Genomic DNA, 13,895 nt, shown 5'->3' on the forward strand with positions numbered 1-13,895 from the left:
AACGAAGGGACTGTACCATGAGCTACGTCACGACCGCCGATGGCGCCGAGATCTTCTACAAGGACTGGGGCGCCAGGGACGCGCAACCGATCGTCTTCCATCACGGCTGGCCCCTGTCGTCCGACGACTGGGACACGCAGATGCTGTTCTTCCTCAACCAGGGCTATCGCGTCGTCGCGCACGATCGGCGCGGCCACGGCCGCTCCAGCCAGATCGGCAGCGGTCACGACATGGACCATTATGCAGCGGACGCCGCCGCGGTGGTCGAGCATCTCGGCCTCACCAATGCCATCCACATCGGGCACTCCACCGGTGGTGGCGAGGTCGCGCGCTATGTCGCCCGGCACGGCCAGCCGCAGGGCCGGGTGGCCAAGGCGGTGCTGGTCAGCTCGGTGCCGCCGCTGATGGCGCAGACCGCGAACAATCCGGATGGCCTGCCGATGGCGGTGTTCGACGGCATCCGCGCCGGCCTTGCCGCCGGCCGCGCCGCGATGTTCCGCGATTTCGCCGCCGGCCCCTTCTACGGCTTCAACCGTCCGGGGGCGGACGTCCAACAGGCGGTGATCGACAATTGGTGGCGCCAGGGCATGATGGGCAGCGCGCAGGCCCATTATCTCGGCATCGCCGCCTTTTCGGAAACCGACCAGACCGACGACCTCAAGGCCATCACGGTGCCGGTGCTCGTGCTGCAGGGCGATGACGATCAGGTCGTGCCCTACCAGCATGCGGCTCTGAAACAGGCCGAGTTGCTGCCGAACGCCACGCTCAAGATCTACCAGGGCTTCAGCCACGGCATGCTGGCGGTCAACGCGGACGTCATCAACCCCGATCTGCTCGCCTTCGTGCGCGGCTGATCCCGCGACGCCGGGAAGGACATCGTGATGAAACCCTATCTTCTGTCGCTCGGGGCCGGCCTGCTGGTCGGTGTCATCTACAGCCTTCTCGGCGTCCGTTCGCCGGCGCCGCCTGCGATCGCGCTGGTCGGACTGCTCGGCATCCTGCTGGGCGAACAGGCGGTGCCGCTGGTCAAGCGGCTCGGCTCCGCTCCGGCTGCCCTCGCCTATCTGCGCGGCGAGAGCGCCCACCATGTGCTCGGCAAGCTGCCGGGCGACCGTCGGGCATGATCGCCACCCGGCGCCAGACCATCGCCGGCATCGCCGCCAGCGCGATCGCCGCGCCTCTCTTCGCCGCAAGGACCTCCGCCATGACCGACACCATCATCGTCAACGCCAGGGTCACGACGCTCGACCGGCAGAATCCACAGGCGCAGGCGATCGCCATCCGCGACGGCGCCTTCCTCGCGGTCGGCAGCGAGGCGGAGGTGCGCGCCGCCGCGCCGCAGGCGCGGGTGATCGACGCCGGCGGCCGCCGTGTCATTCCGGGCCTGATCGACAGCCACATGCACATCATCCGCGGCGGGCTGAACTATAACATGGAATTGCGCTGGGATGGCGTGCCCACGCTGGCGGACGCGATGGCGATGCTCGCGCAGCAGGTCGCCAACACGCCCGCGCCGCAGTGGGTGCGCGTCGTCGGCGGCTTCACCGAGCATCAATTCGCCGAAAAGCGTCTGCCGACGCTCGCCGAGCTGAATGCGGTGGCGCCCGACACGCCCGTCTTCATCCTGCACCTCTACGACCGCGCGCTGCTCAACGCGGCCGCGCTGCGCGTCGTCGGCTATACCAGGGACACGCCCAACCCGCCCGGCGGCGAGATCGTCCGCGACGCCGCCGGCAACCCGACCGGGCTGCTGCTGGCGCAGCCCAATGCGACGATCCTCTACGCGACGCTCGCCAAGGGGCCGAAGCTGCCGCCCGAATACCAGCTCAACTCGACCCGCCATTTCATGCGCGAGATGAACAGCCTCGGCGTGACCGGCGTGATCGATGCCGGCGGCGGCTTCCAGAACTATCCCGACGATTACGACATCATCGGCAAGCTCCACGCCGACGGGCAGCTGACGCTGCGGATCAGCTACAATCTGTTCACCCAGAAGCCCAAGGAGGAACTGGCCGACTTCACCGGCTGGGTCGGCCAGGTGACGCCGGGGCAAGGCGACGACACCTACCGCCACAATGGCGCCGGCGAGATGCTGGTCTATTCGGCGGCCGATTTCGAGGACTTCCGCGTCGCGCGTCCCGACATGCCGCCGAGCATGGAAGGCGACCTGGAGCCGGTGATCCGCCTGCTCGCCGAACACAAATGGCCTTGGCGCCTGCACGCCACCTACGACCAGACGATCGGCCGCGCGCTCGACGTGTACGAGAAGGTCGCCCGCGATATCCCGTTCACCGGCATCAACTGGTTCTTCGACCATGCCGAGACGATCAGCGACCGCAACATCGACCGGATCGCGGCGCTCGGCGGCGGCATCGCCGTGCAGCACCGCATGGCCTATCAGGGCGAATATTTCGTCGAACGCTACGGCCATGCCGCGGCCGAGCGCACGCCGCCGATCGGCCGGATGATCGCCGCCGGCATTCCGGTGGGTGCCGGCACCGACGCGACGCGGGTCGCAAGCTACAATCCCTGGGTCTCGCTGCACTGGCTGGTCACCGGCAAGACGGTCGGCGGCCTCGGCCTGTACCCCGGCAGCAACCGCGTCAGCCGCGAGAAGGCGCTGGCGATGTGGACGCACGAGAACACCTGGTTCTCCAGCGAGGTCGGCAAGAAGGGCCAGATCAAGGTCGGCCAGCTCGCCGATCTGGCGATCCTGTCGGGCGATTACCTCAGCGTGCCGGAGAGCGACATTCCGCACCTGCGCGCGGTGCTGACGCTGCTCGGCGGCACGGTGGTCCATGGCGAGGGCGAATATGCCCCGCTCGCCCCGGCGCTGCCCCGCCCCATGCCCGACTGATCGCCGGTCGCGACCTTCGGCGGCTACCACCGCGATCCCGCCGCATCGGCGAGGCTGGCCAGCGCCTGCGGATGCGCCGCCGCCTGCGGCGTCCACGGCCACGATCATGCCGCGGCGCTCGGCGCGCAGGCGCCGTCGGCCGATGTCCAGACCTTCTGGGGCGCGCTCGGCTGCGGCTGCTGGGCCGTCTGATCCACCGATGAGGAGACCGTTCGTGAAGACCATCGCCCTGCTGCTCGGCGCCGCGCTGATCGGCGCTGCCCCCGTCGCACCCAGCGCCGCCCGGACCGCAAGCACCCCCGATTTCGCGGTCGGCGCGCAATATGACACCACGCACGTCTATGTGGCGCCGGACCAATATGATGCGTTCATGGCGAGCTTCGTCGCGACGTTCGGCGGCAAATTGACCCCGCAGGGCCAGTTCCAGGTCACGCCGACGCCCAGCAAGACCAAGTCGCAGCTCGCGCTCACGCCGGCCGGCTCGGTGTCCGGGTTCGGCTTCCTGACGCCGATCCCCTATCCGTTCGGGCACGAACGCACGGGCTATCTGGTGACCGACCTCGATGCCGCGGTGGCCGCCGCGGTGAAGCATGGCGCGGTACGGCTGATCACCAGCTTTCCCGACCCGATCGGTCGCGATGTCGTCGTTCAATGGCCGGGCGGCGTCAACATGCAGCTCTACTGGCACACCACCAGGCCGCGCTACGCCCCGCTGGCGACGATCCCGGAGAACCGCGTCTATCTGACCGCGGACGCGGCGGATGCCTTCCTCGCGAGCTGGGGCGGCTACGCCCATGTCACGGTGGTCGAGGACAACAAGGCGGCCGACGGCGCCGATATCGGCCAGCCGGGCAAGATCTATCGCCGGGTGCGGCTCACCTCCGGCTATGGCGACATGCTGGTGATCGTGTCGGACGGGCAGCTGCCATGGCCCTATGGCCACGAGGTGACGGGCTATACCGTCGCCGATTTGCGCGGCACGCTGGCCAGGGCGGCCGCCGCCGGGGTCGAGACGCTGGTGCCGGCGCATGGCGCGGGCGATCGCCAGTCGGCGATGGTCCGCTTCCCCGGCGGCTATATCGCCGAGATCCATGCGCCCGTGACCCGCTGATGGCCGCCTCTCCCGCGCCTGCGTTCGTCGTCGCGATCCTCGACCATCGGTTGACCGGTTTCCTCGCGCGGCTGGCGCTCGTCGGCGCCTATCTGCTCGGTGGGGTCGTCAAGCTGGCCGACTGGCCCGGCGCGGTGGCAGAGCAGGCCCATTTCGGCCTGGCGCCGCCGGCCGTATGGGCGGCGGTGACGATTGCGGTGGAGCTGATCGGACCGCTGCTGATCCTGTCGGGGCGGCTGGTGTGGCTCGGCGCGGGTATGCTCGGCGTGTTCACGCTGCTGGCCGCGATCACCGCCAACGCCTTCTGGACGATGCCGGCAGGTGCGGAGCGATTCGCCGCGACCAATGCCTTCTTCGAGCATCTCGGGCTGATCGGCGGGTTCGTGCTGGCGGCGCTGGTCGCGCAGCAGGCGGGACGGCGTGCGTAGGCTGGCGGTGGCCGTGTCGGTCTGGGCCGCACCGGCCGCCGCGCAGACCGGGCCGGGCGCCGCGCCCCCGGTTGCGACCGAGGCGTGGCAGGCGCCGACCTTGACCATCGTCCGCTACGACGAACCCTGGCAGCGCCTCGCCGACCCGGCGGCGCGCGACGGCCGCTGGACCGAGCGGTTCAAATACATCCCGCTGGGCGGCAACGGCGCCTATCTCAGCACCGGCATCGAGCTGCGCGCCCGCAACGAGACCTACCGCAACGCCCTCTGGGGCGCCGCTGCGGCGGCGGATGACGGTTACCTCTGGCTGCGCGCGCTGCCCTATGCGGATCTGCACGTCGGCCGGGTGCGCGGCTTCGTCCAGCCGATCGCCGCCTATGCGATCGGCGTCGCACCGTCGGCAGGACCGGTGGACGAGACCCGCACCGACCTGCTGCAAGGATTCGCCGACGTCCGGTTCGGTGCGGCCGAGACCGGCGCAACGGATCAGGCCGGGGTGACGGTGCGCGCCGGCCGCCAGATGCTGTCCTTCGGCAGCGAGCGGCTGATCGGCACGCGCTACGGGCCGAACGTGCCGCTGGCGTTCGACGGCGCGCGCGCGATCGTGTCGCTGCCCGGCGCGCGCGTCGATCTGCTGGCGGTGCGGCCGGTGCAGGCGGGCACGGGCAGCGTCGACGATCGCCGCTCGCGCAGCCGATCGCTCCACGGCGCCTATGCCACCATCCCGCTCGGGCCCGCCGGGGTGGACCTCTATTATCTCGCCTATCGCAACACCGCCGCGACCTTCGCCGCGGTGACCGGGGATGAACGACGGCACAGCATTGGTGCGCGCGTCCATGGCGACACCGGCGGCTGGCACTGGAACATGGAGGGCGTCGCACAATCCGGCCGCTTCGCCGGCGCCAGGATCGGCGCGTGGACGATCGCCAGCGAGATCGGCCGCCGCTTCGCCGCCGCCCGCTTCACGCCCGATGCGGTGCTGCGCGTCAACGTGGTCAGCGGCGATCGCCGCGCCGGCGACGGTCGGCTCGGCACGTTCAACGCCCTGTTCCCGAAGGGCAAGTATTTCGGTGAGCTGTCGCCGGTCGGCCCCACTAACATCATCAGCGTCAATCCGCGCACCGCCCTCGTCCTCGGCAGCGGCGTCTCGGCGAGCCTCGCCGCCATGGCCTATTGGCGGCAGTCGCGCGGCGACGGGGTCTACGACATTCCCGGCACCCTGATCCGCGCGCCCGGCGCATCGCGTGCCCGCTTCATCGGCAAACAGGTCGAAGCCACGCTGGCCTGGCAGGCGACGCCCGAACTCGAACTATCGTCCTCCTTGTCCGCCTTCGCGCCGGGCGGCTTCATCCGTCAGACCGGCGCCGCCCGGACGATCGGGCTGCTCGGCGTCGAGGCGAACGTTCGCTTCTGAAGGAATAGCCATGACCGCCACCCGCACTTCGGACCCGCGCGTACCGCTCCTGCTGCTGCTGTCGGTGACCACCGGCCTGGTGGATGCCGCGAGCGTGCTTGGCCTCGGCCGCGTCTTCACCGCCAACATGACCGGCAACGTCGTCTTCCTCGGCTTCGCGGCGAGCGGCGCACCCGGATTCAGGGTCGCGCCCTATCTGATCGGCATCGCCTTCTTCCTGGCGGGCGCGCTCGTCGGTGGACGCGCGGGACGGCGGCAGGCCGGCGGCTCGGAGCGCCGCTGGCTGCTCGGCGCCGCGGTGTTCGAAACGGCGCTGTTATGGGCGGCGGCGGGCGTCGGCATCGGCTATGATCATCAGGCGATGGCGCCCGAGTGGCGCATGGTCGCGATCATCGCTTTGACCGCGGTCGCGATGGGGTTCCGCAATGCGACGATCCGCCAGCTCAAGGTTGCCGATTTGACCACCACTGTGCTGACGCTGACGCTGACCGGGCTGGGTGCGGACTCGCTGGCGGCCGGCGGCGGCAATCCGAACTGGGGCCGCAGGATCGGCGCGGTCGTCGCCATCTTCCTCGGCGCGGCGATCGGCGCGGCGCTGCTCTTCCGCTTCGGCATCGTCGCGCCGCTCGCCGCGGCCGGCGCGCTCATCCTCATCGGGACGGCCGCCTGCGCGCTGCGCCTCGCACCCGATCCGCGCAGCGTCGCATGAACCGGTCCGGCGGTCAGGCCGGCTCCTCCCCCTCCGAAAGCACTCGCTCGACGCGCCGGTCGGGGATGAACCAGAACAGCGCCACCGCGACATAGGCGGCGATGCCGAGATCGGGCCAGGCGAGCGACAGGACGACGCCGAGCGCGTAGAGGACGATCGACAGCCAGCCCTTGCGATCATGCCCGATCGCGGTCGCCAGCCGCGATCCCGGTCCGTCGTGGCGCGCGAGCATGGTCGCCAGCAACTGGTAGGCGATGGCGGTCATCAGCAGGATGATGCCGTAGCTCGCCACCGGCGCCACTGCATTGCGGGTCTCGCCGATCCAGCTGGTGACGAAGGGGATCAGCGACATCCAGAACAGCAAATGGAGATTGGCCCACATGATCGGCCCGCTCACCCCGCGCGCCGCCTGGAACAGATGATGGTGGTTGTTCCAGTAGATGCCGACATAGACGAAACTGAGCGCATAGCTCAGCAGCACCGGCACCGCCGGCAGCAGATCGGCGAAGCCGGTACCGTGCGGCACCTTCAGCTCCAGCACCATGATCGTGATGATGATCGCGATCACGCCGTCGCTGAACGCCTCGATCCGCCCCTTGCCGATGGCCCGCCTGATCACTGTCGCGTCCTCCGCCTTCGCCGTCCCCGGCCCCGCCGGCGGCGGAGCGCCCGTGGAGCGACGATCGGGATCAGCGCGCCGGACGTGCGGTCATTGCCAGAAGCGCTTGCCCGTCATCAAGACCTCGTGCGCCTTCGCCGCCTTCTTGATCAGCGCGCCTTTTCGCGAGAGGTCCGGCTGCAACGCGGCTTCGGTCTCGGTGCCGACGAGGCCGAGTTCGGCGAGCACGATCGGCGCGGTCGCCATGTCGTTGAGATCACCGAGATGGGATTGCAGCGCCGCCAGCCGCTTGTGGAACGTCTTCTGGCGTTTGGCCGACGTGTCGGAGGTGAAGAGGCTGCCGAAGAACTCGGTGGCATAGCGCAGCTTCTTGGCTTCGATCCGAGCCTCGTGCCGCTTTTCGTCGCTGATCGTCGCCAGTCCGCGGCCGAGCCGCTTGAGCCGGCGCCGGTGCTTGCTGAGCGCCTTGGCAGCGAAGGCCGCAAGCGGCTGATCCCGGGCGTCCGCGCGATCGGGATCGGTGGTCCACGGTCCGATGGCCAGCCATTCGGTGAGATCGAGCATCAGCCTGCGGAGACGATCGGAGCGCAGGGCGGCCTGCACGTCGGCATAGGCCCTCTCCCGCGCCGCCTCGAGCGGCTTGGCCGCCGTCTTGCCGGGCAGTTTCTCCAGCAGGACATCGATGTTGCGCGCTTCACCCAGCGTGGCGGCGATCCACCGCAGCTCGGCACGAAGATCGTCGAACCGATCGTCCTCAACGATGGTCTTGAACGTCGACAGCGCGGAGCGCAGCCGACGCAGCGATACCCGCGCCTGATGCAGCGCACCGGCATCACCCGTGCCGATGAGGATCGCCTCGTTGAGGCGGAACTGGCGCAGGCAGGCGCCGGCGATCGCCTGGAAGCCGTGCCTGGTCGTCGTCGCCGGGTCGAGCACCAGCGGCGCGGTCTTGACCGGCTTGGCTGCCGCCGACCGTCCGAGCAGATACCCGCGCTCCGACTTGCTCAGGACGCCCAGCCGCACGGGCGCCAATGCGTCGAAGTCGCGAGCAAGCGCGAACAGCGCCGCCGGATTGCCCTTCTTGAGCTCGAGTTCGAGTTCGTGGATCGCCGCCGACCCGGTCTTCGCGATGACCTCGCCCCGGTCCAGAACCACCTCGACCAGGGCCTCGTCGCGCTCGACCAGCACGGTGCGCCGGATGACCTGCACCCGGAACACCGGCGCGATCTGCGCCAACGCCGCGTCGGGTATCAGCCCCTGCAACGGCGTTTCGCCACCGGACAGCACCGGCGTATCGCCATCGATGTCGCATTCCCACTCCGGACGGACAAACAAGCCCGCCGCTTCTACACCAGACGCCTTAACCGTCTGCACCCGTCGTTCACCGATTGACCGGATACGCAACGAGAAACCCGCCTTGCGCAGCGCCTCGTCCGGCGTGTCGAAATAGACGGAGTCCTGCTGCCGATCCTCCGCATCCGGGCGGTTGAACGGCGCAGCGCCAAGAAGCGCCGCGACGCCGGTTGGGCCGACCTCCAACTTCAGCTCGAACTCGTCTTGCGCCGACGCGATCGGCGTCCCGTCAATCGCATTTTTGCCCGCGCGGCAGAAACGCTGCTTCCTGTCCTTCACCCATTCACCCCTGCACGGTGGGGCGCCGGCACAGTGCCGGCGCCCTGCAACGTCAGTCCTTATTGGCGGTGAGATGCGCGCTCAAATGCCTGTTCATCTCGAACATGCTCGCCGACTTCTTGCCGAAGATCTTCTCGAGCTTGTCGTCCGCGTTGATCTGCCGGCGATCCTTGGCATCCTGCAGATCGTTCTTCTTGATATAGTCCCAGACCTTCTTGACCACCTCGCTGCGCGGCAAATCCTTTTTGCCGACGATCTCCGCGAGGTCCTCGGACGGCGTCACCGGGGCGGTGATGCCGCCCCGCGCGCCGCTCGCCGGCTTGCCGGTCGCCTTGACCTTCTTCTCCGCTGCGGCGGTCTCATCCTTGCCGCGTTTTTCTGCCGTGCGTGCCATCGACTGTTCCCCTTCGAATCTCGGTGTAGGAACAGCAACGACCATGCGGCCACGAAGTTCATCGCCACCTGCGCGAAAGACCGCGCGGCAAGGGTCTCGCGCCAACGAACGCACCGGCGCCCTGGCCCGTCGCTTCTCGCGCACGCCGATAGCGGCCTGTGTCGCTTCGTTCAGGATTCGTGTTTCCGCTCCAGCCACAGCGTCCCCCCGCGCTCCTCCAGCAACAGATCAAACAAGGCGCCGATCTGCATGGCACTGCGGCGTGGAGTGTCGAGGCGAAAACGGCCGGCGACCGGCTCGGCGGCTAAACGCGGATCGGCGACGCGGATTGGCTGCGGGGAATAGCGACTAAGCTGGGCAAGCGCGGCATCGAGCCGCATCGCGTCACCCTCCAACCAATCGTCCTGCCAGCCACGGTAGGTCTTCGCATCGAAGCGGCCGATGACGATGCGGCCGGCGTGTACGTTCGCCCAGCCGCCGCCCGTGACGACAACAGGTGCGGCGCCTGCCACGAGCAGCCGGACACGGCCGCGGAAGACGTGCAAGGTGCTGACCGTGCCAGCATGATCAACGGCGAAGTTGGTGCCGAGCGCGGTCATGCGCGCATCAGGTGTTACGACGGTAAACGGCCGAATAGCGTCGTGACGCACCTCGAAACGCGCGGCACCGTGCAGGAGATCGAGCATCCGGGCGTCGTCCCGGAAGGCGATCGCTACCTTCGATGCGGCATCGAGCGCCATGGCCGATCCGTCGGGCAGGCGTAATTGCCGTCGGACACCGGTTGCACTCGCGTAGACCGTCTGCTCAACGCGCGCGGCGGGCGGTGGCGTCCCGAGCCAGCCGATCGGTAAGGCAAAAGCGAGCGCCGCCGCCGTCATGGCCGTAGCTCCGGCGGCCAGCCATCGCCGCTCACGATGGATCCCACGGTGCTGGCGCAGCCAGGGACGCCGACCCACGGCCCGTATCGGCACAGGATCGCTGCCAGTTTGCCGCGCAGCTGCCTCGACCAGCGCAGTGTCACCGAGCAGCCTCCGCATCGCATCGAACGCGGCAGCATGCGTCGGCGACACTGCAAGCCAGGTTGCCAACGCCGCGCGGTCGGCGGCAGTCAGTTCGTCCCACCGATCCGCCCAATCGGCCGCCTCCGTCACGATCGCCGCGTGATCTTCGGTCATGCGCGCGGTCCCGGGCGCGACGGGAGCAAGCCATCGTCGTCGATACAACCGGAAAGATCGATCATCGCACGAACCAGATGTTTCTTCACCGCCTCGACGCTGATGCCCATGTCCGCGGCGATTTCGGCACGCGACTGGCCGTCGATATGACGCTTGATGAATGCGGTGCGGCGCTGTGGCGGCAGCGTGGCGAGCGCGCGTTCGAACCGTTCAAAACGCTGACGATAGTCGAGCAACGTATCGGGAAGTGGCATGTCGCAGACCAGATCGACATCGACCGGCTCGTACGACCGGCGCGCGCCGCGCGCGCCAGCGTAGATCACCGAATCGGCGACGCGGAAGGCGTAGGCAACGGGCTGGTCGATACCCTGTCGCTGGTGCTGTTCGATCACACGCATCATCGTTTCCTGCACTACATCTCCTGCCTGGTCCGGATCGCGGAGGCGACGGCGCGCGTAGGCGATCAGGCGGCCGTGCGCCGCGGCCAGCATTGCGCCCACATCGGTCATCGCACACCTGGACGGTAGAGCGAGCAGCACGGCATCCGGGGACACAACCTCATCAACGTGATCGGCAACAAAGACGTGCGGGCACATGCGGGCGGCGACCGGAACCGCCGCCCGCATGCCGTTTAGAACGTCACGCGGACGCCCCCGAGCAGCGTCGTACCCGAACGGGTGACGACGTACAGACGCTTCGTGCTGTTCGAATATTGCTTTTCGCGCTGATTGGTCAGGTTGGTGCCGTTCAGCGTCAGCTGGACATTGGAGGACAGCGCGTAATGCACGGACATATCGACATAGATCGTGCCCTCGTAGCCGGTCACGTCCTGATCGGGGCCCAAAGCCGTCAGGACCGGTGAGGCGCTGAAGATGTAGCCGCTGCGATAATTGGCCGACACGCGTGCGTCGAACGCCTTGTCCTGATAATAGAGGGTCGCATTGGCGTTGTACTTGCTGAGTCCCTCCAGCGTGGTGCGAATGCTGCCGGGATAAATCTGCGCATAATCGAGCTTCGAGGCGACGTAGGTGACGTTGACCGCTGTCCCCAGCCGATTGAACGGCGCGGGGAGGAAGCTGAGATCGGTCTGGCCCGAAAGCTCGACACCGGCAAGGTGCGTTCTGGCGAGGTTCACCGGTCGCGAGAAGCTGTTGACGTTGGTCGTGGCAACCACGCCGGGATAAAGGTTGTCGGGCAACCCGGTCGTTCCATAGGGAACGTTGTTGACCGTTCGGCTGGACACGAACCCGTCGAGAGACTTGTAGAAGCCCGCCGCAGCGACATAGCCGACCGAACCGAAATAATATTCCGCCGACAGATCGACGTTGTTCGACGTGTAGGGCTTGAGGTTCGGGTTGCCGATGCTGACGCTGATCTCACCATTGTCAGCGGTGACGGTGCCATTCACCGCGAGCGCACCCAGCGCCGGACGGTTGATGTTCTTCGCGACGGAGAACCGCAGCAACGCGCGACGGTCAAGCTCGACGATCAGGTTCGCCGCGGGCAGCACGCCCTGATAGTCACCGCGCACGGTGACCGCCCCGACATTGGCCACCCCCTGAGAGGAAACGGTCGTGCGATAGTAACGCGCGCCGACGTTCCCGCGGATCGGCAGCCCGGCGAGCATGTGATTCCAGTCATATTGGGCGAAGGCCGCGATGGTACGCTCCTCGACCGAGAAGACGCCGAGCTTCTTCGTCAGATACTGGCTGCGGTCGATGCCCAGCTGCCGGAGCATCTTGGCGAAATCGACGATCGTCCAATCCTGTCCCGTATACCCGGTATAGGTCTGCGCATAACCATCGACTTTCGTACTGACCTTGCCAGCCTGGAAGGCGTTGGTGAGGACATTGTCCTGCTCGCCATAATAACCGGCGTTGGCGAAGCGACGCCATTCGCCGCCGATGCTGATCGTATCGTCGGGCGATATTTTGTACTCCAGCCGACCCTTCAAATTGTCGAGCGCCGTGTCCTGGAACGTGTCGTTCACGTATAGTCGTTTGGCATGCCAGAAGGCTGCGCTGGCCGGATCGAACCGATACGTGTTGACCAGCGAATAGGTGCCGCCGCGATAGTCGGAACTGACGCCCCCGAACCCCTCGAGGGTGAACTTGTCGTTGATCGGCATGTCATAGCGCGACCGCTCGACGCCGCCAGTCCAGAAGACGGTCAGGCCCTCGGCAAGCGCGGCATCCGCCACTCAGCACGACCTGCTTGAAGACGTTCCGGGTGTTCTGGATACGCGTCTCGGTCGACGCCTTGCCGCCGGTGACGTCCAGATAGACAACCTCATTGCGGTCGTTCCACTGGAGCGCGTTGACTTTGGAGTTTGGATACGTGACGCCGGCGAACGTCTCGCCCCCGCCGAGCCACGTCGAACTGCCGCCCCCGCGCGAGGCGAGGTGCGTCTCGAACCGGTCACCTTGGAACTGCCCGTAAAGGCCGTCGAGGGTCAGGTGAATGGCGTCCGTCGGGTTCCATTGCATCGCCGCGGTGATACCGACCCGCTCCTGCGTGCTGTCCCAGACCGACAAGCGGTTGCCGCGTGCAAACAGCAGGTCACCCGAATTGATCTTTGCCCGTTCTGCCGCGGTCAGGCTGGAGATATCGCTTCCGCTCGCGGTGTTGTGGCGCCAACGATAGGTATCGACGCCCTCCTCGCGGGTCTTGCGGCGGCTGTACGCACCCGAAACAAGGAGGCCGAAATTGCCCCAGGTCTTCGAAACGAGGCCGGTGATCCGCGGCTGGAAGTCGCGCGTCAGCGTGTTGGTGCCGCCCTGGGCAGAGAGGGCGATCTTGGACCCCCGGTAGTCGAACGGACGCGCGGTGAAGAGCGCGACGGTGCCGGCCAGGCCGCCTTCGGATTGCTGCGCCTGATAGGATTTCTCGACATCGACGTGGTTGAACAGTTCGGCCGCAAACAGGTTGAAGTCGAAAGCGCGGTCGCGCGTCGTCTGGCCACGACTGTCCTGCGGCGAATCGACGTTGCCGAGCACCTCCATGCCGTCCAGCTGGACGCGGGTGAAATCGGGACCGAGGCCGCGCAGGCTGATGCGGCGGCCCTCGCCAGCCTCGCGGTTGATCGCGACCCCGGGTAGGCGCTGCAGCGCCTCTGCCAGGTTCAGGTCGGGAAAAGCGGCGATGTCGGATGCGGCGATCGAATCCTTGATGATCGCGGCCTGCCGCTTCGAATCCCGCGCTGCGGCGAGACTCGTGCGATAGCCGGTGACGACGATGTCGTTCCCCGTCTCGGTGGTCGCGTCGGCGGGCGCGGCCTGCTGCGCCAGCACGGGTTGTGCAAATAGGCCAAGGGCGCTGGTGGCCAGCCACCAGCGGCGTGCGTTCGTCATCGATAGTCCCCCCAAAGATATGGCCGCCGCGCCCGCGAGCCGGCGGTCGGGAGGGTAGAGACGGGACCGTGCGCACCGGGGACACGGAGATTTGTAAAAGTTTTAAGACATAGATGACAGATTTATGACACAGGCCTGACGGCGATGCCGAACTTTCCAAATATTGCGATCCGCATGTCCCCGCTCAATCGTTACAACACTCTGCC

Annotated in this window: 13 protein-coding genes and 1 pseudogene; 7 read left to right on the forward strand and 7 right to left on the reverse strand. The window is 67.4% G+C overall.

What is annotated here, in order from left to right; translation table 11 throughout:
- Positions 1 to 17 precede the first annotated feature (17 nt).
- From HD841_RS14475 to HD841_RS14505, 7 genes and pseudogenes are all read left to right on the forward strand, one after another.
- Positions 18 to 854: an alpha/beta fold hydrolase gene (locus HD841_RS14475; protein ID WP_179509590.1), complete on the forward strand. Its 837-nt coding sequence runs from the start codon at positions 18 to 20 to the stop codon at positions 852 to 854.
- 27 nt (positions 855 to 881) lie between these two features.
- Positions 882 to 1,124 carry a DUF1427 family protein gene (locus HD841_RS14480; RefSeq protein ID WP_179509591.1) on the forward strand — a complete coding sequence of 81 codons (243 nt, stop codon included), beginning with the start codon at positions 882 to 884 and terminating at the stop codon, positions 1,122 to 1,124.
- A gap of 80 nt (positions 1,125 to 1,204) precedes the next feature.
- A pseudogene (locus HD841_RS14485) lies at positions 1,205 to 3,049 on the forward strand (amidohydrolase).
- Between the two features lie 22 nt (positions 3,050 to 3,071).
- Entirely contained in the window at positions 3,072 to 3,968 is an 897-nt protein-coding gene (locus HD841_RS14490; RefSeq protein WP_373563029.1) for a VOC family protein, read from the forward strand.
- Positions 3,968 to 4,396 carry a DoxX family protein gene (locus tag HD841_RS14495; RefSeq protein WP_179509593.1) on the forward strand — a complete coding sequence of 143 codons (429 nt, stop codon included), beginning with the start codon at positions 3,968 to 3,970 and terminating at the stop codon, positions 4,394 to 4,396. Before HD841_RS14490 ends, HD841_RS14495 begins: the two co-directional genes overlap by 1 nt.
- 1 nt (position 4,397) lies before the next feature.
- On the forward strand, positions 4,398 to 5,810 hold the full coding sequence (locus HD841_RS14500; protein ID WP_218845584.1) for an alginate export family protein: 1,413 nt from the start codon (positions 4,398 to 4,400) through the stop codon (positions 5,808 to 5,810).
- Positions 5,811 to 5,820: 10 nt separating this feature from the next.
- Positions 5,821 to 6,519, forward strand: coding sequence for a YoaK family protein (locus tag HD841_RS14505; RefSeq protein WP_179509595.1), 699 nt, complete (start codon positions 5,821 to 5,823; stop codon positions 6,517 to 6,519).
- A gap of 13 nt (positions 6,520 to 6,532) precedes the next feature.
- On the opposite strand, the gene HD841_RS14510 is transcribed toward HD841_RS14505, so the two are convergent.
- The 7 genes from HD841_RS14510 to HD841_RS20790 form a co-directional block, all read right to left on the reverse strand.
- Positions 6,533 to 7,138, reverse strand: a complete 606-nt coding sequence (locus HD841_RS14510; protein WP_373563030.1) for a TMEM175 family protein — start codon at positions 7,136 to 7,138, stop codon at positions 6,533 to 6,535.
- Between the two features lie 90 nt (positions 7,139 to 7,228).
- The gene (locus tag HD841_RS14515; protein ID WP_373563031.1) at positions 7,229 to 8,770 is read right to left on the reverse strand and encodes a CYTH and CHAD domain-containing protein; all 1,542 of its coding nucleotides are present in this window, start codon (positions 8,768 to 8,770) and stop codon (positions 7,229 to 7,231) included.
- 52 nt (positions 8,771 to 8,822) lie between these two features.
- Complete coding sequence (locus HD841_RS14520; RefSeq protein ID WP_373563032.1) at positions 8,823 to 9,362, reverse strand: SWIB/MDM2 domain-containing protein; 540 nt, start codon at positions 9,360 to 9,362, stop codon at positions 8,823 to 8,825.
- Positions 9,335 to 10,339, reverse strand: coding sequence for a FecR family protein (locus tag HD841_RS14525; protein WP_179509596.1), 1,005 nt, complete (start codon positions 10,337 to 10,339; stop codon positions 9,335 to 9,337). Before HD841_RS14525 ends, HD841_RS14520 begins: the two co-directional genes overlap by 28 nt.
- Positions 10,336 to 10,848 carry an RNA polymerase sigma factor gene (locus HD841_RS14530; protein WP_179509597.1) on the reverse strand — a complete coding sequence of 171 codons (513 nt, stop codon included), beginning with the start codon at positions 10,846 to 10,848 and terminating at the stop codon, positions 10,336 to 10,338. The genes HD841_RS14525 and HD841_RS14530 overlap by 4 nt, the downstream gene beginning before the upstream one ends.
- Before the next feature lie 122 nt (positions 10,849 to 10,970).
- Positions 10,971 to 12,539: a TonB-dependent receptor domain-containing protein gene (locus HD841_RS20785; protein WP_373563033.1), complete on the reverse strand. Its 1,569-nt coding sequence runs from the start codon at positions 12,537 to 12,539 to the stop codon at positions 10,971 to 10,973.
- Entirely contained in the window at positions 12,469 to 13,689 is a 1,221-nt protein-coding gene (locus HD841_RS20790) for a TonB-dependent receptor plug domain-containing protein (protein WP_257015594.1), read from the reverse strand. Before HD841_RS20790 ends, HD841_RS20785 begins: the two co-directional genes overlap by 71 nt.
- Positions 13,690 to 13,895 lie beyond the last annotated feature (206 nt).

It is taken from the genome of Sphingomonas melonis, assembly GCF_013409985.1.
GTDB lineage: Bacteria > Pseudomonadota > Alphaproteobacteria > Sphingomonadales > Sphingomonadaceae > Sphingomonas > Sphingomonas melonis_A.

Coding starts and splice junctions, on each gene's coding strand:
- HD841_RS14475 (WP_179509590.1), top strand. CDS start 18: ATGAGCTACGTCACGACCGCCGATGGCGCCGAGATCTTCTACAAGGAC.
- HD841_RS14480 (WP_179509591.1), top strand. CDS start 882: ATGAAACCCTATCTTCTGTCGCTCGGGGCCGGCCTGCTGGTCGGTGTC.
- HD841_RS14495 (WP_179509593.1), top strand. CDS start 3,968: ATGGCCGCCTCTCCCGCGCCTGCGTTCGTCGTCGCGATCCTCGACCAT.
- HD841_RS14505 (WP_179509595.1), top strand. CDS start 5,821: ATGACCGCCACCCGCACTTCGGACCCGCGCGTACCGCTCCTGCTGCTG.
- HD841_RS14525 (WP_179509596.1), bottom strand. CDS start 10,339: ATGACCGAAGATCACGCGGCGATCGTGACGGAGGCGGCCGATTGGGCG.
- HD841_RS14530 (WP_179509597.1), bottom strand. CDS start 10,848: ATGACCGATGTGGGCGCAATGCTGGCCGCGGCGCACGGCCGCCTGATC.
- HD841_RS20790 (WP_257015594.1), bottom strand. CDS start 13,689: ATGACGAACGCACGCCGCTGGTGGCTGGCCACCAGCGCCCTTGGCCTA.